This is a genomic window from Arthrobacter sp. KN11-1C (assembly GCF_052180225.1).
Classification (GTDB): Bacteria; Actinomycetota; Actinomycetes; order Actinomycetales; family Micrococcaceae; genus Arthrobacter.
Genome location: NZ_CP197467.1, coordinates 2,227,092 through 2,251,130 on the forward strand (window position 1 = coordinate 2,227,092; position 24,039 = coordinate 2,251,130).

Annotated in this window: 28 protein-coding genes; 17 read left to right on the plus strand and 11 right to left on the minus strand. The window is 64.5% G+C overall.

Annotated features, from left to right (window positions below; translation table 11 throughout):
- Positions 1-106 precede the first annotated feature (106 nt).
- Together ACSBOX_RS10380 and ACSBOX_RS10385 are read left to right on the plus strand one after the other, a co-directional pair.
- Positions 107-355: a hypothetical protein gene (locus tag ACSBOX_RS10380; protein ID WP_442545897.1), complete on the plus strand. Its 249-nt coding sequence runs from the start codon at positions 107-109 to the stop codon at positions 353-355.
- A 205-nt stretch (positions 356-560) separates the two neighbouring features.
- Positions 561-908, plus strand: coding sequence for a YegP family protein (locus ACSBOX_RS10385; protein WP_442545898.1), 348 nt, complete (start codon positions 561-563; stop codon positions 906-908).
- Between the two features lie 137 nt (positions 909-1,045).
- On the opposite strand, the gene ligD is transcribed toward ACSBOX_RS10385, so the two are convergent.
- Positions 1,046-2,068 carry a non-homologous end-joining DNA ligase gene (gene ligD, locus ACSBOX_RS10390; RefSeq protein WP_442545899.1) on the minus strand — a complete coding sequence of 341 codons (1,023 nt, stop codon included), beginning with the start codon at positions 2,066-2,068 and terminating at the stop codon, positions 1,046-1,048.
- A gap of 165 nt (positions 2,069-2,233) precedes the next feature.
- On the opposite strand from ligD, the gene ACSBOX_RS10395 reads away from it, so the two are divergent.
- Together ACSBOX_RS10395 and ACSBOX_RS10400 are read left to right on the plus strand one after the other, a co-directional pair.
- Positions 2,234-2,908 (plus strand): bifunctional 4-hydroxy-2-oxoglutarate aldolase/2-dehydro-3-deoxy-phosphogluconate aldolase, encoded by a 675-nt coding sequence (locus ACSBOX_RS10395; RefSeq protein WP_442545900.1) that lies wholly within the window; start codon positions 2,234-2,236, stop codon positions 2,906-2,908.
- The gene (locus ACSBOX_RS10400; protein WP_442545901.1) at positions 2,905-3,858 is read left to right on the plus strand and encodes a sugar kinase; all 954 of its coding nucleotides are present in this window, start codon (positions 2,905-2,907) and stop codon (positions 3,856-3,858) included. Before ACSBOX_RS10395 ends, ACSBOX_RS10400 begins: the two co-directional genes overlap by 4 nt.
- Positions 3,859-3,986: 128 nt before the next feature.
- On the opposite strand, the gene ACSBOX_RS10405 is transcribed toward ACSBOX_RS10400, so the two are convergent.
- Positions 3,987-4,508 (minus strand): hypothetical protein, encoded by a 522-nt coding sequence (locus tag ACSBOX_RS10405; protein ID WP_442545902.1) that lies wholly within the window; start codon positions 4,506-4,508, stop codon positions 3,987-3,989.
- 308 nt (positions 4,509-4,816) lie between these two features.
- On the opposite strand from ACSBOX_RS10405, the gene ACSBOX_RS10410 reads away from it, so the two are divergent.
- Complete coding sequence (locus ACSBOX_RS10410; protein ID WP_442545903.1) at positions 4,817-6,133, plus strand: serine/threonine-protein kinase; 1,317 nt, start codon at positions 4,817-4,819, stop codon at positions 6,131-6,133.
- A 132-nt stretch (positions 6,134-6,265) separates the two neighbouring features.
- On the opposite strand, the gene ACSBOX_RS10415 is transcribed toward ACSBOX_RS10410, so the two are convergent.
- Entirely contained in the window at positions 6,266-6,523 is a 258-nt protein-coding gene (locus ACSBOX_RS10415; protein WP_415984111.1) for a DUF6458 family protein, read from the minus strand.
- 241 nt (positions 6,524-6,764) lie between these two features.
- On the opposite strand from ACSBOX_RS10415, the gene ACSBOX_RS10420 reads away from it, so the two are divergent.
- On the plus strand, positions 6,765-7,106 hold the full coding sequence (locus ACSBOX_RS10420) for a YegP family protein (protein WP_442545904.1): 342 nt from the start codon (positions 6,765-6,767) through the stop codon (positions 7,104-7,106).
- A gap of 74 nt (positions 7,107-7,180) precedes the next feature.
- On the opposite strand, the gene ACSBOX_RS10425 is transcribed toward ACSBOX_RS10420, so the two are convergent.
- Entirely contained in the window at positions 7,181-7,633 is a 453-nt protein-coding gene (locus ACSBOX_RS10425; RefSeq protein WP_442545905.1) for a hypothetical protein, read from the minus strand.
- A 4-nt stretch (positions 7,634-7,637) separates the two neighbouring features.
- Positions 7,638-8,942, minus strand: a complete 1,305-nt coding sequence (locus ACSBOX_RS10430) for an MFS transporter (protein ID WP_442545906.1) — start codon at positions 8,940-8,942, stop codon at positions 7,638-7,640.
- Between the two features lie 546 nt (positions 8,943-9,488).
- Here ACSBOX_RS10430 and ACSBOX_RS10435 point away from each other — a divergent pair.
- The 8 genes from ACSBOX_RS10435 (at position 9,489) to fdxA (ending at position 17,407) form a co-directional block, all read left to right on the plus strand.
- On the plus strand, positions 9,489-10,097 hold the full coding sequence (locus ACSBOX_RS10435; RefSeq protein ID WP_442545907.1) for a helix-turn-helix domain-containing protein: 609 nt from the start codon (positions 9,489-9,491) through the stop codon (positions 10,095-10,097).
- Positions 10,098-10,325: 228 nt separating this feature from the next.
- Positions 10,326-11,708: an FAD-dependent oxidoreductase gene (locus ACSBOX_RS10440; protein WP_442545908.1), complete on the plus strand. Its 1,383-nt coding sequence runs from the start codon at positions 10,326-10,328 to the stop codon at positions 11,706-11,708.
- Complete coding sequence (locus ACSBOX_RS10445) at positions 11,705-12,964, plus strand: CaiB/BaiF CoA transferase family protein (protein ID WP_442545909.1); 1,260 nt, start codon at positions 11,705-11,707, stop codon at positions 12,962-12,964. The genes ACSBOX_RS10440 and ACSBOX_RS10445 overlap by 4 nt, the downstream gene beginning before the upstream one ends.
- A gap of 8 nt (positions 12,965-12,972) precedes the next feature.
- Positions 12,973-13,773 carry an enoyl-CoA hydratase-related protein gene (locus tag ACSBOX_RS10450; protein WP_442546016.1) on the plus strand — a complete coding sequence of 267 codons (801 nt, stop codon included), beginning with the start codon at positions 12,973-12,975 and terminating at the stop codon, positions 13,771-13,773.
- Positions 13,774-13,830: 57 nt separating this feature from the next.
- On the plus strand, positions 13,831-14,763 hold the full coding sequence (locus tag ACSBOX_RS10455; RefSeq protein ID WP_442545910.1) for a dihydrodipicolinate synthase family protein: 933 nt from the start codon (positions 13,831-13,833) through the stop codon (positions 14,761-14,763).
- Positions 14,763-15,548 carry an SDR family oxidoreductase gene (locus tag ACSBOX_RS10460; protein WP_442545911.1) on the plus strand — a complete coding sequence of 262 codons (786 nt, stop codon included), beginning with the start codon at positions 14,763-14,765 and terminating at the stop codon, positions 15,546-15,548. Before ACSBOX_RS10455 ends, ACSBOX_RS10460 begins: the two co-directional genes overlap by 1 nt.
- A 59-nt stretch (positions 15,549-15,607) precedes the next feature.
- A complete protein-coding gene (locus ACSBOX_RS10465) occupies positions 15,608-17,083 on the plus strand; it encodes an aldehyde dehydrogenase family protein (protein ID WP_442545912.1) in 1,476 nt (491 codons plus the stop codon).
- 6 nt (positions 17,084-17,089) lie between these two features.
- Positions 17,090-17,407 (plus strand): ferredoxin, encoded by a 318-nt coding sequence (fdxA, locus tag ACSBOX_RS10470; protein WP_442545913.1) that lies wholly within the window; start codon positions 17,090-17,092, stop codon positions 17,405-17,407.
- Between the two features lie 2 nt (positions 17,408-17,409).
- On the opposite strand, the gene ACSBOX_RS10475 is transcribed toward fdxA, so the two are convergent.
- The 4 genes from ACSBOX_RS10475 to ACSBOX_RS10490 all read right to left on the minus strand — a co-directional run bounded on the left by ACSBOX_RS10475 (position 17,410) and on the right by ACSBOX_RS10490 (position 19,677).
- Positions 17,410-17,721 (minus strand): hypothetical protein, encoded by a 312-nt coding sequence (locus ACSBOX_RS10475; protein WP_442545914.1) that lies wholly within the window; start codon positions 17,719-17,721, stop codon positions 17,410-17,412.
- 31 nt (positions 17,722-17,752) lie between these two features.
- Positions 17,753-18,760, minus strand: coding sequence for an isopenicillin N synthase family dioxygenase (locus tag ACSBOX_RS10480; protein ID WP_442545915.1), 1,008 nt, complete (start codon positions 18,758-18,760; stop codon positions 17,753-17,755).
- A 131-nt stretch (positions 18,761-18,891) separates the two neighbouring features.
- Positions 18,892-19,182, minus strand: a complete 291-nt coding sequence (locus ACSBOX_RS10485) for a hypothetical protein (RefSeq protein WP_442545916.1) — start codon at positions 19,180-19,182, stop codon at positions 18,892-18,894.
- 102 nt (positions 19,183-19,284) lie between these two features.
- Positions 19,285-19,677: a nuclear transport factor 2 family protein gene (locus ACSBOX_RS10490; protein WP_442545917.1), complete on the minus strand. Its 393-nt coding sequence runs from the start codon at positions 19,675-19,677 to the stop codon at positions 19,285-19,287.
- Between the two features lie 162 nt (positions 19,678-19,839).
- On the opposite strand from ACSBOX_RS10490, the gene ACSBOX_RS10495 reads away from it, so the two are divergent.
- The 3 genes from ACSBOX_RS10495 (at position 19,840) to ACSBOX_RS10505 (ending at position 22,002) form a co-directional block, all read left to right on the plus strand.
- Entirely contained in the window at positions 19,840-20,691 is an 852-nt protein-coding gene (locus tag ACSBOX_RS10495) for an alpha/beta hydrolase (RefSeq protein WP_442545918.1), read from the plus strand.
- Between the two features lie 45 nt (positions 20,692-20,736).
- Positions 20,737-21,420, plus strand: a complete 684-nt coding sequence (locus ACSBOX_RS10500; protein WP_442545919.1) for a hypothetical protein — start codon at positions 20,737-20,739, stop codon at positions 21,418-21,420.
- A gap of 111 nt (positions 21,421-21,531) precedes the next feature.
- Complete coding sequence (locus ACSBOX_RS10505) at positions 21,532-22,002, plus strand: Hsp20/alpha crystallin family protein (RefSeq protein ID WP_442545920.1); 471 nt, start codon at positions 21,532-21,534, stop codon at positions 22,000-22,002.
- Between the two features lie 27 nt (positions 22,003-22,029).
- On the opposite strand, the gene ACSBOX_RS10510 is transcribed toward ACSBOX_RS10505, so the two are convergent.
- On the minus strand, positions 22,030-23,514 hold the full coding sequence (locus tag ACSBOX_RS10510; RefSeq protein ID WP_442545921.1) for an MFS transporter: 1,485 nt from the start codon (positions 23,512-23,514) through the stop codon (positions 22,030-22,032).
- 50 nt (positions 23,515-23,564) lie between these two features.
- A complete protein-coding gene (locus ACSBOX_RS10515) occupies positions 23,565-23,963 on the minus strand; it encodes a hypothetical protein (protein ID WP_442545922.1) in 399 nt (132 codons plus the stop codon).
- Positions 23,964-24,039 lie beyond the last annotated feature (76 nt).

A 24,039-nucleotide genomic window follows, 5' to 3' on the forward strand; every position in this document is an offset into this window, starting at 1 on the left:
CCTCAAGCAGTGAACAACCCGGACGCCCTCATTACTATCGACAGTGGATGGGGGCGAATTCCGGACCTAGCTGGGAGTTGCCGGGATGAAAAATCAGGAGCTGGCCGTGTCGGAACCTTTGGAGTCTCAAGACCCGCTCGTCGAGCCGGAACCCGTGCTGGTTCCGGGAGACAAGAGTGACACCCTGGCGGCCCTGCGTGGGCAAGCACAGGAAATCATCGACGAAGTCCTCAGCGGAACCGAACCGAGCGGCGAGCATCTCCGGGTGAAACTACGGTCCAGCATTGCCCGACACCCCGGATATCCCGAACTGGCCCTGCTCGAACACCTGATGAACCGGGCCAGCGGCAGCTGACTTGTCCCGGAGTTGCACACGTTTTACACAGGGTTTACTCAACCGGTCTTGTTAGCCTCGACGGCGTTAGCACAGACTGAATATCACGTGAAAAACGCTTCACGGTGGTTGTTCAACCAGAGCAGCGGACGAGGATCGCAGCGATGCTCCGTCCTGCCCTGTAGCGATGTCGCTAGGGGTGGATCCGCAGACCGGGAGGGTGGCAGTGGCCGGCATATTCGAAGTATTTGTTGACGGGGAGTCCTTTTTCAGGTTCCGCCTCAAATCCCCTGACGGAACGGTCATTGCCGTGTCGACGCCGTTCGAGGACAAGTCCGCGGTTGTGGCCGGCATCGCGGCTGCGCGGGAGTGCGCAGGCATGGGCCTTGTCACCGATCTTTGCCCGGCGGCGGGCGTGCGCCAACCTGCCGCCACCGTTCTTCGGGGCGCGATCCCCCACCACGCGGCTTCCCAGGCTTGTGACGAACCGCGCGAGGCCGCCAAGGGATTCCGTACGCATGCCAAGGGACTCGGGCGGGCGTCGGCCGCGCCCAGATGGACCGGCGCGGCTTAAGAGGTCTACGGCGAAGGACCGACGGCGCACTGGGGGACTTACCTGGGTCTCAGCAGGCAAGATGCGCCGCCGGCCGTTTTGGTCCAGCCCTCATTCTCCCACTCATCGCCTGCCGAGGCCACTATCCCGGCCGTCAGTCAGTCAGGCTTGCGCGCCCGGCTCGGCTGCACGCGCATCGGCTCGCCCGGCATCTTTGGGTAGTCGGGCGGGAACAGCATCTCCCCAAGTCCTGCGGCGACGTCGCGTTCCCACCATTGAAGCAGCACGTCGATCTTCCCCGCTTCGGAATGCATCCCACTCCACGGATCGCCGAGGGTTTTCAACCTGCCAGGCACGCTAAGGATGGTGAAGTTTTTCGGGTCCGCTGATTCAAGTTCGTCCCACGTGATGGGACATGAGACCGGGGCATGGGCGAGCGCCCTCGGGCTATACGCGCCGGCTATGGTCCGGTCACGGTTGGCTTGGTTGAAATCGACGAACACCCGTTCACCCCGTTCTTCCTTCCACCAGGCAGTGGTGACCTTGTCCGGCATTCGCCGCTCGAGCTCCCGGGCGGCTGCAATCACGGCATGCCGTACGTCCAGGAACTCATGTGACGGCTCGATCGGGGCATAGACGTGGAGCCCGCGGTTTCCGGAGGTCTTGATGAAGGTGGTCAATCCGGCCTCCGCGAGTACGTCTTTCAACGCAAGGGCCGCGGGAACGGCGTCGTCGAAATCCGTTCCCGGCTGCGGGTCCAGGTCGATCCGCAGCTGGTCAGGGTTGTCTGTGTTTTCGACTCGCGAGGGCCAAGGGTGAAAGACCACTGTGTTCATTTGGACGGCCCACACTGCAGCTGCCGGCTCATCGAGCACCAATTGGGGATGCGAGCGCGCACTCGGATAAATAACCTTCACGGACCTTATAAAGTCCGGTGTTCCTTTGGGCGGATTCTTGGAGAAGAACTGGTCGCCGTCGATGTTGTCCGAAAAGCGCTGCAACGAGACCGGCCGGTCGCCGTTCGCAGAGATGAATGCGTCCCCGACCTCAACGATGTAGCGCGCGAGATCCAGCTTGGTCAGGCCCATCTCAGGCCACAGGACCCGGCTGGGACTGGAGATCCGTATTTCGCGGGGACCGTTCGGCCCATCAACGGTGAGGGTGGTTGCTTCGGTAGCCATGGGGACAAGCTACCCCGGCCCTACCCTCGGTGTCAGCAGCCTGAATGGATTGTGCTACCGCTACGCTGGTGTCACCTTGAGCCGCGAGTTCACCCACGGTCCCCGACGGCGGTCAGGTCGCCGTCGGGAGACCGCGCCCAACCCGTCACCGCACGAAGGACATCCATGTTCCATCTCGAAACCCCCGGTACCGCCTCCCGTCCTGCACCATCCGCCTTGCTCCTCGACACGAGGGTCGTGGCGGTGCTGCGGGCCAGACAGGCCAAGGACTACAGTCCCGTCATTGAGGCCCTCCGGGACGGCGGTGTGCTGAGTATCGAACTGACACTGAGCACACCGGGAGTATTCGAGGAGCTTCCCGTGCTTTTGGAGCGGTTCGGCGAGTCTGTGGAAATCGGCGTCGGTACCGTGACCACTCCTGCGGAAGCCGAAACGGCACTCGACCTGGGTGCCGCCTACATTGTCACGCCCATCACCGAACCGGACGTCATCACCGCCTGCACTCGACGCGGCGCACCCGTCTTTCCCGGCGGACTCACCCCCACCGAACTCCACGCCGGTTGGAAGCTGGGGGCCACCGCCGTCAAAGTCTTCCCCGCCTCCACCGTCGGGCCCGGCTACGTGTCTCAATTGCGCGGCCCGTTCCCGGACATCCAGGTGGTCCCGTCCGGCGGCGTCAATATCGAGGACGTACCTGACTGGATTCGGGCAGGCGCAATGGCGGTCAGCCTCGGGGGACCGCTCCTCGGCGATGCCTTCAAAGGCGGCAGCCTGACTGAACTGACCGCACGGGCCCGGCGGGTCCGCGCACTCGTCGACCAGGCAGGTGCCGGGCAATGACCACCAAACCTTACGTAGTAACCCTTGGTGAAACCATGGCGCTCATGGCTTCGGACACACCTGGACCGCTGGCCCATGCGTCCACCTTGAGCCTTGGCATCGGAGGGTCCGAATCGAACGTTGCCATCGGCCTGCAGCGCCTCGGCGTCCAGGCTGTCTGGTGCGGTCGCGTCGGTGGAGATTCCCTTGGCCGGCTTGTTGAGCGGGAGATCCGCGCCGAAGGGGTGGACGTCCGCGCCGCCGTGGATGACGAAGCGCCCACCGGTCTGATGATCAAGGAACGCCGTACCCCCACGGCCCAGAACGTTGTGTACTACCGCTCCGGCAGCGCGGGCTCCCGGATCGCCCCGGGCGACGTCGATGAGCAGCTGATTGCGGGGGCGGCGTTGCTCCACGTCAGCGGCATCACCCCGGCACTTTCTCCGCAGGCCGCGGCGACCTTTCGTTATGCGGTCGCAGCAGCCAAAGCCGCCGGTGTTCCGGTGTCCTTCGACCTGAATTACCGCAGCAAGCTTTGGAGCGCAGCGACTGCCTCAGACGCCTATCGGGAGATCATCCCGCAGGTGGACATCGTTTTTGCAGGTCTTGAGGAGGCCCGACTCGCCGTCGGGACAGTCCACGACGCCGAGGAGGCTGCCGGACGCATCGCCTCCATGGGACCCGGCCAAGTGGTTATCAAGCTGGGTGCAGACGGTGCCGTGGCATTCGTTGACGGCCAGGTTTTCAGGCAGGACGCACTGGCCATCGACGCCCTCGATACTGTCGGCGCCGGCGACGCGTTCGTGGCCGGGTACCTCGCCGAATTCGTGGAGGGCCTAGGCCCAGGGGAACGTCTTAGGACTGCAGTGAGCACTGGTGCTTTTGTGTGCCTGGTACCCGGCGATTGGGAAGGACTCCCCCGGCGCGACGAACTCCATATCCTCCGCAACCAGGAACCGGTCAGCCGCTGAGCAAATCCTCCTTGGCGCCTAGGCTGAAGCACCCGGCTTGAACGGGACAACCCCGTAGCAGGAGGGCAGATGAGCCCCTCCCGCTACGGGATGCACGCGCTGCACCCAACCTTTGGGCCGGGAACCGCTTAGCGCTCCCCTGCGTCCGGGGTGCCCTCGGTGTGGGCATGGTCCTGCTTGTGCTGGTCCTCGCCCTTGGACTCGTGGTCCGTCTTGGTGTGTCCGGCGTCCTTGTCCTTCGCTTCCTTCATTCCGTCGTCGTCACGATCAGCCGGAGTATGGGATGAAGGTGCCGAGTGGCTAGGCGTCGGCGTTGGTGAACTAGGAGCCGGGGCCGGAGTGCCCGGCGCATCCCCAGCCGGTTCGTCCGCAGCGGGAGCCGACGACGACGGCTCCGGGGACTCCGTCTCAGGAGCCGACGCAGGAGGTGCCGAAGTCGTCGAGGGGACCGCCGTCGTCGGGGTCGCCGGGGAGGAGACCCGAGGGGCCGATGTCGACGGGCTGGCCGATGCGGTGGACGTTGGCGCAGGCGCTTCGGTGGTGGTGGTGATGCTGGTAAAGGCGGCGGCGCCGCCTCCTGCTGCGATGGCGCCCGCCGTGATCATGGTGATCACGGCTTTGCTGGCTGCAAGGCTGGTCAGGATAGGCATTGGAGACCTCCGGAATTCTCTTCTTGATTGCTCATTGGATATTTCACGGACTGGGTTGCGGTTGCCTCACCGCGCGTTCCGGTATCGGAACTCCCGCAGCCAAGCTAGGCACAGAAGCCGCTCGAAATCAGCCCTTCGGAGCAACAATCGAGCATTTGTTCACCCACCGTTCACCTCGCCGGGGGACTTTCGGCCGGACCGTACCCTTGCCTCCGTGCGGGACGATTACCCCAATGGGGACGAATGTCCGCGGCCAGGCAAAGGGGGCCTAGACTGTACGGGCTCCGTCGGTTCGAAGAAAGCGAGGTGTGAGCGTGCCGGATCGCCTCATCACTGGAGACAGCGATGCGCTGGTAGCAGCTCGGTACAGGCTGGGAACCCTGATCGGCCGGGGCGCGACGGCCTCGGTGTACCGGGCGCGGGATGACAGGCTGGGCCGCGAGGTGGCCCTGAAACTCTTTGCTCCCCTGCTGGGCGGCCCGGACGAGCTTGCCCGGCATGAGAACGAGATGCGGCTCCTGGCGACCTTCAACCATCCGTCACTCGTCACTCTCTTCGACGCCGGTACCGACCATCGGGATCCGGAGCATGCCAGGACATTCCTCACCATGGAACTGATTCACGGTCCGGACCTGTATGCACGGCTCCGGGACCGCCCGCTGACCACCCAGGACGTAGCCCACATCGGGGCAGACCTGGCGTCGGCCCTGGAATACGTCCATGGGCGCGGGATCATCCACCGCGACATCAAACCTGCGAATGTCCTCCTTCCTGATGCCCCCGTAGGATCCCCCATCCGGCCCAAGCTCACCGACTTCGGAATCGCCCGCATCATCGAGGGCACGCGCTTGACTGCAACAGGCACCATGGTGGGAACCGCCGCCTACCTGAGCCCGGAACAGGCCACTGGCTCTGCCCTCGGACCGGCCAGCGATGTCTACTCCCTGGGACTTGTCCTCCTCGAATGCCTGACCGGAAAGCTCGAATACCCGGGAACCAGCGTGGAGTCGGCCGTTGCGAGGCTCCACCGCCCGCCACGGGTGCCCGATACCTTTGGAACGCAGTGGGTTGACCTCCTGACCGCCATGACGTCGAGCGAACCCTCCGCACGACCTGCCGCACGGGACGTTGAGCAAGCCCTGCGGAACGGCTTCAGTACCGGCGTCCCTGCGGCGATCCCCGTTCGCGGCGTCGGAGCCACTCAGGCATTTCCCCGCATGCCCGACCGTCCGCCCCGCACAGCCAACGCAATCACGCAGACGCGCGTTCAGCCGGTGGCGAGCGAAAGCGCGGGCGACACCACCGTCGTCGCGCCGGCCGTACGCAACAGCCGCCCATGGCGAGGAAAGGCGCTGAGGCGTCCGCGCGGCGTGGCGTGGGCCGTGGGGGCCGTCCTGCTGACCGCGGCCCTGGTGATCTTTGGCGTCAGCGCCATCCAGCCGCCCGCTCCCGCCGCTCCGGCACCCTCCGTCTCGGCAACGCCAACGCCCACTCCCAGCATCTCCAGCCCGACGCCGACGCCGTCACCGAGCGTTGAGACGTCGACGCCGGTTGCGCCGGTTCCCGTGGCACCGGCGCCGGGGCGCCACAAGGGCAACGGCAATGGCAAGGGCAATGGCGGTTAGGAGCCGGCGCCTGGACTGAGGCCAGCCAGCTTGCCGGATCCGGCCGTCGGCAACGGCGCGTCCGATTGCCGTGCGGGTGCATTGAAAAAGGGAGGGTCGGCGTGCCGACCCTCCCTTTCGTTCCTGCTGTTGCTAGATACCGCCGTCGCGGGTGTCCCGGGTCACGATACGGTCCCCCGTGACGGGGTCGACTGTGGCGCGGCTTTCGCTGATTCGGCGGGTCCGGCGCGGGCCGAACACGAAGAGGGAAACGAGCAAGCCGATGACGCCGACGACCATGAGGATGTAGCCGACCATATGGAGGTCGATGAATGACACGACATCTCCGGGGATGGCGAAGGCCAGGATGGCGCCTATCGCGATAAGGAAGATGGATGATCCGATACCCACTGCTGTACCTCCTGCTGAACCGCGGACCCGGCGGTGGCGGGTATTACTAAGGTTACTTTGCATCGCCAAAACTACACGTCAGCACTTCATCCGGCAACCACGTGCCGCGGATCCGACACCGCCCTGGCGCCTCAACCCAAAACACTAAGGGTGCTTTGCATTTTCGGTGACTGCCGAGTACGGTCCAATAAGGACCACGTGTCTCTATAGACCACGTGTCTCTATTGGGGGAGGTCAGCAAGTGGCAGGAAAGTTTGAACTGTTTGTCGATGCCGGGGAACGTTACCGCTTCCGGTTGAAGGCGGCGGACGGGACCGTCATGGCCGTCTCGAAGGATTTTGAGTCCAAACGAGCTGCGGTGGCGGGAATCCGCGAAGTGCGGGCATGTGCCGGAATGGGACTGATCACAGACCTGTGCCCGGTCCAGCCGGCGGCATCCGGAACAGCACCGGAAACCTCCGCGCCGGCCTTGGCCGAAGAGGGGCCACCACGCGGCCGGAATTGGCTCGGCCGGACCATTGTCGTTCGCAGGCGCGGCCACAAAGCGCCGGCATCCAAGCGATGGCTGAGCCCGGTCAAGTAGCAAGAGAAGCCGGCCACATAGCGCAGAACAGCAGAAAAGGCCGGGACCCCACGTCCCGGCCTTTTCCATCGGATTTAGTAAGGCTTCCCGGCGCCTGGCGGTTGGGTGGTCCATTCCGTCTCGGTGGCGCGCATCCAGGGATACGGCAGGAGTTCCTCCAAGCCGATACTTCCGACCTCTCCCCCAGCATCAACCAGGACAGTTGCCTCAGGCCCATAGTTCCGCAGCAGTTCCCGGCACACCCCACAAGGATTGGTGACCTGGGGTTCGCCGTGTTCGTCCATGCTCACTGCGACGGACGACCGGATGGAGGCTTCCTGTGCCATCCGGGCATTGGCGAGGGCGCTGGATTCGGCGCATACGTTGATTCGTTTCGAGCCGATGTGAAGGCCCAGGTAGATCGCCCCTGACTCGCCCCGCATCGCCGCGGCCACCCGGTGGTTCTCGCCATGGTGAGCCGCGAGAAGCAGCTGACGGGCCGCGGTGTAGAGCTCCACGTCGGACTGGCTGAGGTCGAACGAGATCACCTTCCTAGCTTCCAATGAAGATGCCGTTCTTCCGCCGGGCGAGCACGTAGAACACGATGCTCAGCACGGAGAGTACTGCGACGTAAACCGGGAAGATCCACGATGCATTCATGGACTGGAGCCAGACCAGGAGGTAGGAAGCCGTGCCGCCGAAGATGGCGACGCCGATTCCATAACCGAGGGACGTTCCGGCGCCACGGCAGGATTTGGGCATCAGTGAGCTGGTGACGACGTTGTACAGGGTCATGTTCAGGACCAGGACAACCGAGCCGCCCAGGAGGACTGCGGCGAATCCACCGATGCCCGGACGGACGTACATCAGCATCAGGAAGACCGAAGGAATGGAAAGAGCCCGGGTGATGAGGAACCACTTCGAGATCGACTTGCCGTCGGCGAGCTTGCCGACAACCAGGCTACCGACAACCAGCACCGCTCCGAGGATGGTGGTGAGGGCGAAGACGGCGGTTGCGTCTTCTTTGAAGCTGCTGCGGGCCGCGGTGGGCAGTCCCGTATTCCAGGCGTAGTTGTAGGCCTGCGCCGCTCCAACGACGAACGTGATGGCCAGTACGCTCAGCCAATGCTTGCGCACTCCGCCCCACACCGCTTTGGAGGAGTTTTCTGCAAGCTCCTCGGGCCGCATGGTTTCCGGAAGGGTCCGGCGAAGGTAGACCACGATGAATCCGAAGATTGCGCCCACGATGAAGGGAACACGCCATCCCCAGTCGGCCATGACAGCGCCGCTGAGCATCAGGCTGCACAGGTAGCTGACCAGCGAAGCGAGCAGGATGCCCGAGTTGACGAAGAAGGAGATGATGCCTGCGACGAACCCTTCGCGTCCCACCGGAACCAGTTCCACGGCGTGTGCGGTGGAAAGAGGAGCCTCAACACCGGTGGAGATGCCCTGGACGATGCGGCAGACCAGGAGGATCATGCCGGCAGCGCCGCCGATCTGCTGGTACGTCGGGCACAGGGCGATGACCAGCGTGGTGATGGCCATCATCATGATGGACCAGAGCATCACTTTTCGACGCCCGATTCTGTCGGCGAAAGTACCGAGCAGGACGCCGCCCAGCGGACGGAACGCAAAGCCGACGGCGAAGACCGCCAAGGCGTTGAGCGTCGCGGCGGTGGGGTCCTGCGAGGGGAAGAACTTTGGCCCGATGAAGGCCGACAGGAGTCCGAAGACCATCCAGTCGTACCACTCAAGGGTGTTCCCGAGACCGAGGCCCAGCAGCCCACGGCGGATTTCCGGAGAGAGCCGGGACTTCCGGGCGCTCTCCGGGCCATTCTTGACGACAGTGTCAGTCATGATTCTTTCCTTCCTCCGCACCTTCTGGTGCGTGAGGGTACGGATCACCGTTGATATCCAGGGGGTATGGACGGTGATCGAAACTATCATTTTGGCTTGGTTCGGCAGGGCCGAACCAACTCACCTCATGGGAAGCGAGTTAGCCCAGATAGCTACGCGTGCCTCTTCGTAGCGCTTTGAAGCAAACGGGGACATCCAGTCCGGAAAGGGAGTGGATGGCTTGCTTGGGTGTCGCAGGATCAGCAGGGAAACACGAGGGTGGACGTGGGGCTGGGCTGGGCCTTCCGCCAGAAGGCTGAACGCCCGCGTCTGTCGATCGTGTTGCAAACTTCCCCACGTGATGCGACTCACTTAACTATATTGAAGATATTCACCAGGTCAATGCTTTTTGATAAATAGCCCTCGTGGCGCCGCCAGCGCCGGAGAGTCCTGCGCCGCGAGGGGGCTGATGAGCGGGGCGAGAGAGAAAAGTTTCACCAAACCATTGATTCGCTAAAATTTTTCACTATAGTTATGTGAGTCAGCTCACCGAGAGAAAGCTGGATCATGACCAACGAGATCATCACGGCATCCTCACCCGCCGGCACAAGCGCGCTTCTGGCAACTGTCGGCAACAAGGTCCGTACGATGCGGAAGGACAAGGGGATGACCCTGTCCAAACTCTCGGAAATCACCGGTCTCAGCCCGGCGATCGTCAGCCAGATCGAACGTGGGCTGGCTAACCCATCATTTACCACCCTTGCACAACTGGCTCACGGCCTGGACATTCCGGTGGGGAAGTTTTTCCTCGGCCAGGAAGAAACCAAGTCGCCGGTTGTCCGCAAATCGGAGCGGCGAAACCTCAAGGGCGTCACCAAGAAGTCCGTGGGAGAGGCAGTCTATGAGCTCCTGACCCCGGACCTCAACGGTGCGCTGGAGGCCCAATGGATCGTGAGTCCGCCAGGCCACGACACCAGCGCCACTCCTTTTCGCCACAGCGGCGAGGAATTCGGCATCATCCTGTCGGGAAGGAAGGACATCTTCCTCGACGGTGAGTGCTACACGCTTGAGGCGGGCGATTCGATCACTTTCTCCTCGGATACGCCTCACTGGTACAAAAACAGCTACGAAGAGGTATGCGTAGCAATCTGGGTCAACGCCCCTCACGTGTGGTGATCAGCCGGCGTTAGACGCCGCCCGCTCCCATACACGCACGGACCCTTGGACGTCCGTTCGCAAACATCTCCCTTTCCGTGTCCAGGTCCCCCGGGACCTCTACTCGTCATGCCCTTCGCCAGGCCTGGTCCGCCGCATTGCATCGCTGCGGGCTCCTCCTGAGCACCTCGTCTATACCCCGGCAACCGTGCCCACGGCATGCCCGCCGGGAAGTAAGGATCCTCCACCATGAACTCCTTTGCCACCACATCGTCACTGGAACTCAGTACGACGACGGCGGATCTCACCGCGCCCGTCATCTCCCGCTCCGATGTCCTCGTAGTCGGCGGTGGGCCCGCCGGCGTGGCCGCCGCCGTCACTGCAGCACGGTCCGGTGCATCCGTCACGCTCCTCGAGCGCTACTCTTCGCTCGGCGGGCTTGCCTCCGGAGGCATGGTCCTGGTGCTCGACGACATGATCAACGGCCAGGAAATCACGGTGACCGGCATCGTTTCGGAGTACGTCGAGCGTCTGCAGAAGCTCGGCCTGGCTGTCGTTCCGCCGGCCGATGACCGCAAGACCTCCGAGGAACTCTGGAACAAGTGGGGCCGCTACGGCACCTTCGATTTCCACTCCCACACCAACCCCAAGCCGATCTGCTACGCCGCTGCCTTTGACCCCGACGGCTGGAAGCGGGTCTCCAACGACCTCGTCCGCGAAGCCGGAGTCAACCTTCGCCTGCACTCGTGGTTCTCCCGCCCGATCGTTGACAACGGCGTCATGAAGGGCGTCATTTGCGAGACCAAGTCCGGCCCGCAGGCCTTCATGGCGGACATCGTGATCGACACGACCGGAGACATCGACGTCGCCTCCCGTGCCGGCGCCAGCCACATCAAGGACAGCTACCTCACCACCCTCGTCTTCCGCCTCGGCAACGTAGACACCGCCGCCGCTGAAGCCTTCGAGCAGGCCAACCCGAAGGAAGCCCGCGCCATCAACCGCACCATCAAGCGGCTCCTTGGCGGCGCCTGGGAACTGTGGTGGCTCAAGACACCCATCGACGGCGTCGTCTGGTGCAACGCTCCCCACATGACCGGATACGACGGCGTGGACCCGGCGGACATGACCGCCGCCGAGTTCGCCGCGCGGGACCGGATCACCGAAGCCGTGGAGTACGTCCGCGCCCACCTGCCGGGCTTTGAGAACTGTTACATGCTCGACGTCGCCTCCCAAATGGGCGTCCGGCAGACCCGCCTGCTCGAGGGCGAATACGTCATGACGAAGGACGACGTCACCTCCCGCCGCCACTTCGCGGACACGGTGGCCCGCGGCCGCGATTACTACTACCCCTTCCGCTCCCTGCTTCCCAAGGAAGTGGACCAGCTGCTCGTCGCCGGCCGCCACTACTCGGCCACCCCGGAAGCGCAGAAGATGTCCCGCGAGATCCCGCCCTGCATGGCCATGGGCCAGGCAGTCGGCGTCGCCGCCGCACTGGCAGTCCAGAACGGCACCCTCGTCCGCGACGTCTCCGCGCTGGACATCCAGCAGGGCATGCGCCGGCACGGTGCAGACCCGGGCGACGTCCCGTCGTCGAACGCTACCGTCGACAGCGAAGCGGTGGTGGGGGCATGAGCACCGACACCCTTCTCGATGAGTTCGAGGAAACCACGACGGCGGCCGCCGACGCTGCTGCCAAACCGAACGGCATCCCGCTGCCGCTCGACGGCATCAAGATCGTGGACTTCACCCAGGTATTCATGGGACCGTCGTGCACCCAGCTCCTGGGCGACTACGGCGCGGACATCATCAAGGTGGAACGTCCGGGCGCCGGCGATATCTCGCGCAACTCGTTCCCGGACAAGGACGGCCAGGACAACCCGATCTTCCTGTCCATCAACCGGAACAAGCGCAGCGTTTCCGTGGACACCCGCACCGACGAGGGCAAAGCCGTCCTCCGCCGGGTCATGGCCGACGCCGATGTAGTGGTCAGCAACTTCCGTTCCGGTGTGATGGAACGGATGGGCTTCGGCTACGAGGAACTCAAGGCAGAGAACCCGGGAATCATCTGGGCCTCCGGCACGGGCTTCGGCCCGGTTGGACCGTACTCCCACAAGGGCGGCCAGGATGCGATCGCACAGGCCTACTCGGGCGTGATGTGGCGGCGCGAGTCGGACGACGTGAAGCCGTCCATCTACCCCACCACGCTGTGCGACTACATCACGGGCATGCACCTCATGCAGGGCATCCTGCTGGCACTGCGCACCCGGGAGGCCTCCGGCGTCGGGCAAAAAGTCGAGGTGACGATGTACGACTCCATGCTCCACCTGCAGATGCAGGAGGCGTGCATGCAGCTCAACCGCGGCTACGAAGTCAACTGGGGCGCCATGCCGCTGAGCGGCGTCTTCGAAACCACCGACGGCGCCGTCTGCATGGTGGGCGGTTTCACCCCGGACCCGCTGGCCCGGATTTCCGAAGCGCTGGGCCTGGACGAAGACCTTACCCAGCGGCCGGAGTTCGCCAACCTGGAGCAGCAGTTCAAGCACAAGCCGGCCTTGCAGGCAATCTTCCGGGAGCGGATCGCGACGAACACCACCGAGTACTGGACCAACCAGCTCGAAAGCCAAGGCCTGCTCAACGCGCCCGTCCACACGCTGGAGCAAGCCCTGGCCGATGCCCAAACGGCGGCCAACGGCATGATCGTGGAGGCCGAGCACCCGGGCGTGGGCACCGTGAAGATGCTCAATGCCCCGATTCGCCTGTCCGCCACGCCGCCTTCGGTCCGGCGCGTGGCGCCGCGGCTCGGAGAGCACAATGTGGAGGTCCTCCTGGAGAACGGCTTCGACGCTGAAACCATCGAACGCCTGCAGAAGTTGGGAGTCCTCCGGTGACTGTGTCGATGGAAGAGAAGAAGATCGTCGACCAGGTCACGCTGACCATCGAAAACCACGTCGCCACGGCGGTCATCGACCGCCAGCACGTGCTCAACGCCGTCGACGGGACAGCACAGGCCCGGCTCAACGAGATCTGGACCCAGATCGAAGCCGATCCCGACGTGCGCGCCGTCGTGATCACCGGCGCCGGCACACGGGCGTTCTGCGTCGGGGCGGACATGTCCGCCTCTGCCGTGGACAAGACCGGCCTGCAGTACTGGGCGGAACTTGACCCCAACGGTTTCGGCGGACTGAGCCTGCGCACGAGCCTGGACATTCCGGTGATCGCCCGGGTGAACGGCTATGCGTTGGGCGGCGGCATGGAGATCGTCCTCGGTGCCGACATCGTCATCGCCGCTGACACGGCCCGGTTCGGCCTCACCGAACCGCGCGTCGGGCGCTTGGCGCTCGACGGCGGCATCCACCAGCTGGTGCGCCGCGTCCCCTACACCCAAGCGATGGGCATGCTCCTCACGGGCCGCAAGGCCGAGGCTGCGGAGATGCAGTCGATGGGCCTTGTCAACGAAGTGGTTCCCGCGGAGGAGCTCGACGCCGCGGTGCAGCGCTGGGTGGACCAAATCCTCACCTGCGCCCCCAGCTCCGTCCGGGCCGTCAAGCAAATGGTCAGCCGGACCAGCCACTTGAGCGCCACGGAAGCCCGCGGCCTCCGGCTGCCGGCCCTCATGGCCGCACTGGACAGCGAAGACTCCGCCGAAGGCGTGCGAGCTTTCCAGGAAAAGCGCCCTCCGGTGTGGCCGGGGCGCTGAATGCAGCACGAACGGATGCAAGACACCGAACTTCAGCACGAACGGAAGGACAATCCAATGCGGGAATCACTGACACCCGGCGTGTGGGGCGTCGTCGCCACGCCATTCCAAGGCAGCACCCTCGATTTGGACACGGACAGCCTGGCCCAGCTGGTGGAGCACTATGAATCCATCGGCGCCACGGGGCTGACTGTCCTGGGTGTCTTCGGCGAGGCCGCTGCCCTGACCGCAGCGGAGCGCAGCCTGGCGCTGGAAGTGGTGGTCGAAGAGACCCGATTGCCGCTCGTGGTGGGTGTGACGTCGCTCTTCACGGGCACCGCCGTCGAAGAAATCCGTGCTGCCCAGGCCGTCGCGGGAGACCGGCTCGCAGCCGTCATGGTGCAGGCCAATTCGGCCCGGCCGGAGGTGGTCATCGCGCACCTGAACGCCATCCACCAATCCACCGGGGCCAAAGTTGTCCTGCAGGACTACCCCGTGGCCAGCGGTGTCAGCATCAGCACCGAAGCACTTATTTACGTGGTCCAGAGCTGCAAGTTCATCGTCGCGGTGAAAGCCGAGGCCCCACCCACCAGTGTGGCCATCGCCCAACTCGCGTCCGCCGTCGACGTTTCCGTGTTCGGCGGGTTGGGCGGTCAAGGACTGTTGGACGAGCTGGTGGCCGGTGCAGCCGGCGCCATGACGGGATTCTCCTACCCGGAAGCCCTCGTTGCCTGCGTCAGCGCCTGGCAGTCGGACGGTTACGACTCCGCCCGGGACGCGCTGCTCCCCTACCTGCCGCTCATCAACTTCGAGCAGCAGGCCCGGATCGCCTTGGCTGTCCGGAAGGAGTGCTTCCGCGAGCGGGGCTTCATCAAGGACTCCGGCGTCCGCCCGCCCGCGGCTCCTTTCCCGGAGGTCCTCAGGAACGGAATGCTGACGCATCTGGCTGAAGCGGCCCAGGCATTGAATCTCTCGCTTACCCCCGCCGCCCACACAGCAGGAGGGATCTAATGGATTTCGGAATCAGCGGAAAGACCGCATTCGTCGCCGCCTCCACAGGAGGGCTGGGACTGGCCGTCGCGCGCGGCCTCGCCGCCGAGGGCGTCCGGGTTGCCATCACGGGCCGGCGTGGCGAACTGGCCGAGAAAATCGCGGCGGAGCTGCAGGCCGACGGCCACAGCGCCGTGGCCGTCGAGGCGGACCTGAGCACCCTGGACGGGGTGACGGCCGCCGTCGAACGCGCCGTGGAACTCCTCGGTCCCATCGACATCCTCGTCCTCAACGGCCCCGGCCCCAAACCCGGTGCTGCCGCGAGCCTTGGCTCCGACGACATCGCCGCGGCGTTCGAGTTGCTGGTGAAGCCGCACCACGCCCTTGTCTCGCAGATCCTGCCGGGAATGCGGGAGCGGCGCTGGGGACGGATCCTGGCCATTGGATCCAGCGGAGTCGTGGCGCCCCTGCCGAACCTCGCCGTCTCCAACACGGGCCGCGCTGCCTTGGCCGGCTACCTCAAGACACTTGCGGCCGAAGTGGCCCTCGACGCCGTCACGGTCAACATGCTCTTGCCTGGCCGCATCGGCACCGAGCGCGTCGCCGAACTGGACCGGGCGGCGGCCAAACGCCGCGGCACCACACCGGAGGAAATCCAACTCGAATCCCGCAAGACCATCCCTGCCCGGCGTTACGGCGAACCGGAAGAGTTCGGCGCCGCCGGCGCCTTCCTCTGCAGTGCCCCGGCTTCCTACATCACCGGCGTCGCGCTTCGCTGCGACGGAGGCCTGATCCGGAGCCTCTAGGCCCGGCCTCCTCCTGAACAGCAGTTGCCCATCCCAACCGCACAAGCCAAAGGATTACCATGACTTCCACCGCCACCGAATTTGCAACGTCCACCCGCAAGGATGCTGCCGCAGCGCAGCACCTGATCAACGGCGAATGGACCGGAGAGCCCGAAATCAAGCGAATCAACCCGGCCCGCCCGGACGAACTCGCTGCCCTCTCCCCGCGAGGCACCGCCGAGGACGTCGACGCGGCGATCACAGCCGCTGTCGCCGCCCAACCGGCGTGGGCAGCCCTTCCCGCTCCCGCCCGTGGCGCCATCCTCATGACGGCCGGCAACCTGCTGGCAGAACGCCAAAGCGCGATCGCCGAGGACCTCGTCCGTGAGGAAGGCAAGACCCTCGCCGAAGCCAAGGGAGAGGTCAAGCGCGCCTCGGACGTGCTGCGCTTCTTCGGTTCCCTCGGCTGGGCCGCCACCGGCGAAGTACTTCCCAGTGGCCTCCCGGACACCACCATCACTACCCGGCGGGAGCCTCTCGGCGTCGTCGGGCTCATCACCCCGTGGAACTTCCCCATCGCCATCCCGGCATGGAAGGCAGCCCCCGCACTCATCAGCGGCAACGCCGTGGTCATCAAGCCGGCCGAACTTACCCCGCTCTCCGCGACGCACCTCGCCCGCGCCCTGAAAGACGCCGGAGTTCCCGCGGGAGTCTTCAACGTGGTCCACGGCAAGGGCCGCGTTGTCGGAGACGCTTTGGCACGCGATCCCCGCATCGCCGGGTTGTCCTTCACCGGATCCACCAAGGTGGGGCTTGGGCTCCAGGAAATACTGAATGGCCGCCGGGCCCGCGTCCAGCTGGAAATGGGCGGCAAGAACGGCGTGCTGGTGCTCGACGACGCCGATCCGCAGAAGGCCGCCGCGGTCGTCGCAGCCGGCGCCTTCGGACTCACGGGCCAGGCTTGCACGGCAACCTCCCGCGTCTATGTCACCCCGGGTGTCCGCGACGCGTTCCTCGAAGCGCTTGTTGCCGAGGCCGCCAGCTACACCGCCGGAGACGGGCTCGACGGCGCCAAGATGGGCGCCGTGGTGAGCAGCCAGCAGTTCGAGCAGGACCAGGCCGCGGTGCGCACCGCCGTCGAACGCGGCGCCACCCTCCTTCACGGAGAGTACGACGGCGACCCCTCCGGCGCGCTGCTCTTCCCGGCCGCTGTCCTCACCGATATTCCGTTTGACGACGCCGCTGTGACGGAGGAAATCTTCGGTCCGGTTGTCGCGGTCCTGGAGGTCCCGGACTACGAGGCCGGGCTGGCCGCGATCAACGACTCCCGCTACGGACTCACCGCAGGCATCTGCACCGATTCCCTGGCCCTGTCCACGGACTTCGCCGCGCGGGCGCAGGCCGGAGTGATCAAGGTCAACCGTCCCACGGCCGGCCTGGACTTGAACGTGCCGTTCGGTGGCGTGAAGGACTCCTCCACCAACACCTTCCGCGAGCAGGGCAAGTCCGCACTGGACTTCTTCACGTGGGGCAAGACCGTTTACACCGGTGTGTAGCGCGTCATGACTTACGTGATCGCGCAGCCATGCGTCGACGTCAAGGACAAAGCCTGCATCGACGAATGCCCCGTGGACTGCATCTACGAAGGCGAACGCTCGCTCTACATCCACCCGTCCGAATGCGTGGACTGCGGCGCCTGCGATCCGGTCTGCCCGGTCGAGGCGATCTACTACTCGGACGACGTTCCGGATGAGTGGGCGGACTATGTCCGGGCCAACGTCGAGTTCTTCGAGGAACTTGGATCCCCGCAGGGAGCAGCGGCGCTGGGAAACCTGGGCCGGGACCACCCTGTGGTTTCAGCGGCACAGGTCCCGGGCTGATCCTAAGCAGCCAGCCTGGCCTGGATCGCTTGTCGAAGCGATTCCAGGCTGGGCAGGCCCGAGAGGCCCCCGGCCGTGCCGTAGACCCGACATGTCATGGCTGGTTCTGAGGTAGACGGGAAGAGATCCTTCCCGTCCACCAGGAACGTCGGGGATCCGTGGAATCCGAAGGCTTTGGCCTCTTCGTCGCTCCCGATCTCCCGCGCAGCAATCAGGACCGGGTCCTGTCCTTCCAGTTCCACGGCCCTGGAGAACAGTTCCCGGGCGGCCGAGCCGTGCGGACAGTCCTGGATGGTGAGCAATTTGAAGTCCATGGCCCCATTATCCGGCACCGTGCAGTTAACCTCACAGCAGGTCGGCGTGGTGCTCCGCGACGACGTTCGGGTGGGCCCGAAGCCGGTACCGGAGGGCGTTCTCCCCGTAGGTTTCCAGAATCGGACTATTCGTCGGGTCAACAGACAAGCCGCGTGCTTTTGCCTGGAACTCCGGGCTCACGGCAAGCTGCGGCATGGTCGCGTCGAGCGCCGGGTTGTAGAAGAAGGGAAGGGAAATCCTGTCCGTGCCCCGGAGGGGTGAGATGACCCGGTGCAGCGTCGCTTTGAGGTAGCCGTTGGTAGCCAGTTCGAGCATTTCGCCGATATTGACCACGAAAGTCCCCGGCACTTGGGGCGCGTCGATCCACTTCCCTTGGTACTCGACTTGGAGTCCGCCCTTTCCTGGCTCAACCAGGAGGAGCGTGAGCACTCCCCCGTCGCGGTGGGACCCCACGCCCTGCTTGGGTTCCGGGTTCGATTCCCCGGGATAACGCACAATTTTGAGGACCGGGAAAGCCCGTGCCGCGAATGCCGCATCAAAGGTGTCCTCGGGCGCTCCGAGGGAAAGTGCCAAGGCCCGCAGCAACGCAAGCGAGATGGTGCTCAGCCGTTCGGTCCATTCCGAGACAATCTCCCGCATTTCCGGCAACGCATCCGGCCACAGGTTGGGCCCCTCCAGGCGCCAATATTCGGCGACACCCGGGCCAGGTTCAACAGCATCCCGTTCGACGCCGATGTCGATCTGCTCGCGCCAGTCGATTCCGCCGTCGGTGAGCTCGCCGCCAACGCGGGTGTAGCCGCGGAACTGGGAGCTGTGCACGTTCTCGATCGCGAGCTTTTCCTCTTCCGGCAGCTCGAAAAAGCGGCGCGACACATCGAGAATGGCGTCGGTCAACTCCTGCGGAATGCCGTGGCCCGCCAAGTAGAGGAAGCCAACCTCGTGCATCGCCTCACGCAAATCGTCACGGAACCGGGCGGCCTCCTCCGGGCCTGCATTCAGTCGGGAGAAATCGATCACGGGCAATGTATCGAGTGTCAATGCACTTCGTCCTTTTCATCGAATGTGGCAAGCGTGCGCATGTTCCTGTCGCTTCAGAGGGTTTCCGTTCCAATTCTCTCGCTGAGAGTCGAAGGCCGCCCGTGAGACCTGGGGGCGGCTTTTTCGAATTGTCAGGGCATGATCTTATAGAGATCGACGACGGTCTCTTCCGGGGGCGACTCGAATCCGCCCTCGATCCCTGCCTGCATGCGGGGCATGAGAATTCCGTCGCGGAATTTCTCCCAGCTTTCTTTCGACTCGTGGACGGCCATGATCGTCCAACCGCCTGCCGACGGGCCTGCGGCGTGGAAAGTCTGGCCCTCGGGCAAGAGTCCCTCTCCTGGGTGGACAGCGGCTATTGATGCCTCGTATTGGTCTTTCGTGCCTCCTGCGAAGAAGTGCACGACTCCATAGCGCTCCATATCTGCTCCTTGCTGGTGTCGACGGGTGTGGACATGCCAAGCAATAGACCCCGCCACCAGAGATGTCAATGAGTTTTCACAAGCGGGATCCACCTCCGGGATTCAAGTCCAGAATTCGTCTGCCTTGGCTGTGTCCTCGAAGAATTCCCGGCCCTCGACAACCTTTCCGTCGCGGAGAACGAAGGATATGGCAGTCGCGATGTCGAGGGTTTTTCCGTCGCTTTCGGCGTGGGTTTGCTGTAGTCCGAAGGTGTGGTTTTCTCCGCCGACGATGTCCTGGACCGTCGCCTGGAAGGTACCTTGGGAGCGCGCTCCCAACTCGCCGAAATAGGCCAGGATGGCGTCGCGTCCTTGCTTCGTCCCGGACAGCACGCCGCTTCCTGCTACGTGCCAGACTGCGTCTTCAGCAAACAGCTCGCTGAGTGTCGCCAGATCACCTGCGTTAAAGGCCTCGTATCCCCGCCGGACCAATTCGGCGTTTTCTTCTGCTCCCATGTCGGATACCTCTCCGTCATCCTCGTCGGTCAATGGGACGGCTTAAGGTTATTCCTGGCCAGGATGCCTGTCGATGGGTTCGCGGACCACTGCAACGGGCCCTGTCAGCAATAGCGTGGCAAGCTTGATCCCAGGATGCCGCACCCAAATGGAGGGCAAACCGTGATTGACACCGCAGAAGCCGTTCTTCACGACGGCACAACCATCCCCGTCACCATGCACGGAAACGGACGCGCCCTGTTGGTCCCGGCCCGCTTCGCCCCCTATCCGCCCGAGGAAGCCGAAACGATGCGCCGCTGGGGCGCCGATCCGGACTTGGGCTCCTCGCTGGTGAACGGACTCGCGCGATCACACCGGGTGGTCGTTGCCGATTACGAAGGTCACCGCATGGCCCACCCGGCACCGGACACCCTTACCCCCGGCAACGTCGCAGTGGATCTCCTTGCAATCGCCGATGCCGCTGATGCCGGAACCTTCGCCTACTACGGCTACTCCTGGCTGGCACTCTGCGGCTTGCAACTTGCGATCCGCACCGACCGACTCTGGGCTCTCGTGATGGGCGGATTCCCACCCCTCGATGGACCGTACGAGAGCATGTTGGCAGTCACACGGGCAGCACACTCGATGTCCAGACAATCCGCCGACGCCGTTCCTTCACCGACGGTTGACGTTGAGCCTGGAGACTGGGACTCGGTGCCCGTGCAAACGAACGAAGCACAGACCCGCCAATTCGTCACCCTTTACGAAGCCCTTCAAGGCTTCGATGATTCCGCCGCCGACGTCCCGCCGGGCCTGTCCCGCCTCGCCTTCGCAGGGGCGGAGGACCGCATCGATTACGGCCCCGCATGGGGCAACGTTCACGTAAAGATCGGCGAGCCCCTGACGACGCACAAGCAAACCCTGCTTGACGCCGGGTGGGATGTGCGAGTGCTTCCCGGCCTCGATCACATCGGAGCGATGCACAGCTCCGTCGTCTTGCCTCTCCTGACTGACTGGCTCCGGAAGGTCGGCTAGCCGCGACCCCTTGAGACACATCGGGGCCGGTGGGACGATGAAGCGGTGAATCCCTTCCTCGAATTTGTCAGCCGCTACTGGTGGCTGGTCTTTCCCCTGAGCGGATTGGCTGGCGGTTGGGCGCGGTCCTGGTCCAGGGCCAGCGAACGCCGGCACCGCCGTCGGGTGGAGCTCTATCAGCTCAAGAACCGTGCAGCCGAAACGGAGCACGCCAGCCAGACCGAGGTCCTGCGCCTGCAAGAGGCACACGACGCAGTGAACCGGCGGTGGCTTGACTACGAACTCGACGTCGGCAAACTCATAGACTTTCCGGTCATGTCGGATGTCCGCGAGCCGCTCACCGTGGCGTTTCTTCGGGCCAAACGGGAGGCTGACGGCCTGCGCCCGGCATCGCCGGAAGAAATCACGACGGCGGCCCGGCTGGCCGAATACCGCACGGCCGTCCGGAGCTACGAACTGGCATTCGATGTGGCGGAGCGGGAAGCCAAACGCATCAAGGACAGCAACTTCACTGAGCCCGAGCGTCAGCGGCTGGCGACTGCCAGGAAGCTGCTCAGGATCGCTTCGGACAGTGCAGCGACGCCGGCAGAGCGGCAGACAGCCTACAAGCGCGCCCGGCGCGAATTGGACGGCCTGATTGTCCTGCCCGAAGCGACCATCGCTGCGTTGGAGGAGAAGATCGCCGGAATCCTCGATGCACCCAAGGCTCCCGACTTCCATCAAAGCTGACACGCGCAATCGTCCCGAGGGGGCTACCCACGGGACCCTGCTAGGCGTAGCTTTCTTCTCATCCCGGCACTTCTGTCTTGACCCGCAGCCGGTACCTACCAGGAGGTCATCATGGACAACCTATTCGGACGCGGCGGACGTGGCGGACTCGGTGGACTCGACGTCCCGGAGCCGCTCCGACGCTTCCTTCAAGGCGAATCCGACTCTTCGCTCCGCATCGAGCAATACCAAGAGGGGGACACGCTCGTCGTCAGGGTGGATCTGCCGGGAATCGACCCCGAGAACGACGTCGACATCAGCATCGCCGACGACACCCTGCATATCAAGGCGCGACGCGAAGAGGATGCCGAGCACGTGGACAAGAAGGGCTACCGCACCGAAGTCCGCTATGGCGAACGGTCCCGCAGCATCCCGCTGCCCCGCGGCGTGAGCCAAGACGGCATCATCGCAACGTACGAGGATGGCGTCCTCGAAGTACGCATCCAACTCCCCGAACAGTCAGAGCCGCAGACCACGAAAGTCCGCGTTGTCCGTAAGGGCGGCCGCGCAGCCAACCCGCCTTCGGAACAGACGGGTTACTAGCCGGGGCGAAGCAGCCGGGGCGCGAGCCTATGGACCGTCGTCCCGCCCGTTTGCTCGGCGTACTTTCTGGAGGCGCGGGGCAGGTTCCTTGCGCTGCGCAGCGGTGGCCTCCACGGGCGTGGGAGGCATTGCGAGGACGGCGACGACGGTCAGCGCGGCGCTCACAAGCACGGCGAGAAAGACCGCTGCAGAGGCGAACACAATCGCCTGCGAACTCTTTCCGCCCTCCGGACGGCCGGCGTAGATTGCGTTGGCGACCGCTCCGAAAACTGCTACTCCCAGCGAACTGCCGATGGACCGCGCGAAGAGGTTGGTGCCCGTCACCACACCGCGTTCGTGCCATTCGACACTGGACTGCGCTGCGATCAGGCTCGGGGTTGCAAGGAGGCCGAGACCGAGCCCGGCCACAAAGCAGCTGCCCGCGACGAAGACGAGGTTCGGTGTGTAGGCCGTGATCGCGAGGGCCGCCGAACCGATGACGGTGACCGAGATCCCGATCAACGATGTGGCCCTGAAGCCGATCCGCAGGTAGAAGCGGCCCGACTGCGAGGCGCTGATCGGCCACCCGATTGTCAGGGCTGCCAAGGAGAGGCCCGCCGTGATGGGCGAGACTGAAAGCGCGCCCTGGAGGAAAGTGGGGACGTACGACGTGAGGCCAAGCACGACCGCTCCGGCACCGAAGGAAATCAGTGCGGTCGTGGCGAGGAGGCGCCTCGAAACGACCCACGGCGGAAGGACGGGTTCAGCTGCTCGTCGCTCAACCAGGATGAAAGCAACGAGCAAGACTGCACCAATGGCGAACACTGCGATGCTGATGGGAGAGTCCCAGGCCCAGGCCTGGCCACCTTCGAGGGCTCCGAGGATGGTCAAGGTCAACGTGACGGTAAGAAGGGCGGATCCAAGATAGTCGACGCGGTGCTTTACCCGTTCGATGTTCTCGTGGAACTTTTGGACCAACATCCATGCAGCCACGAGGCACAGCGGAATGTTGACCAGGAAGATTCCGCGCCACACTCCAAGCGAAGAGAACACCCCGCCCAGGGTTGGGCCGACAACCGAGGAGGTTGCCCACACGCTGGCGAGATAGCCTTGCACCTTCGCGCGCTCGGCCAGGGTGTAGATATCGCCGGCGATCGTAATGGCCACGGGCAGGACCGCGCCGGCACCCAGGCCCTGCACCACCCGGAAGGCAATGAGCGCAGGCATGCTCCAGGCCAGCCCGCAGAGGACCGATCCGAGCAGGAAGAGCCCAACACCCGTGAGGATGATCGGTTTGCGACCCGCCATGTCGGAGAGTTTCGCATAGACCGGCACCGAGACGGCCTGCGCAAGCAGGTACGCGGAGAAGAGCCACGGGAAGGAGGAGAATCCGCCGATTTCATGGACGATCGATGGCACCGCGGTAGCCACGATGGTGGCATCGATTGCGACGAGGCCGCTCGAGAGCATCAGGGCTATGAGTACCGGGCCCCGTTTGGAACGGAAACCAACGCCGTCGCTTTCAGTTGCCATGTCACGGCCCTGTCTCGAGAGACCCGGTCCGGCCGAGGTGACCGGCCCCGTCAGTCCTCGCCGTCGTCATCCGCCGGCGCCGGTGGATTGGCTGCCCCACGAAGCGGACCCACCGCCCCGTCGGCGCCGTAGTCCCCCTCCGCGTACTGGCCGATTTCGGACTCTGCCGTGCGCCCCGGAACTGTTCCTGCATCCCCCAGGTCGCCTTTCGCGTAGCGCCCGGCGTCCTTCGCTTTGCCGCCCAAGGGTTCCGGCAAGCCGCCCTGGATGCCGGCGGTGCCATAGTCGCCCTCGCTGTATTGGCCTTCTTCGTCTTCGGAGTGCCGCCCGGGCTGCGTTCCCGTTTTCCCGTAGTCGCCTTCGACGTACCGGCCCCGGAGTTCCGGTTCTTCGGGAGGTCCGCTCTTCTCTTCTTCAGTGGGTTCTTCGACGCCGCTGCTGTCGGTCATGATCTTGCCTTTCCCGCAACCAACTCTGCGTCTCTTCGGCGCCTACCCAGTCTATCGAGGGGCTTTGCGGGGCAAC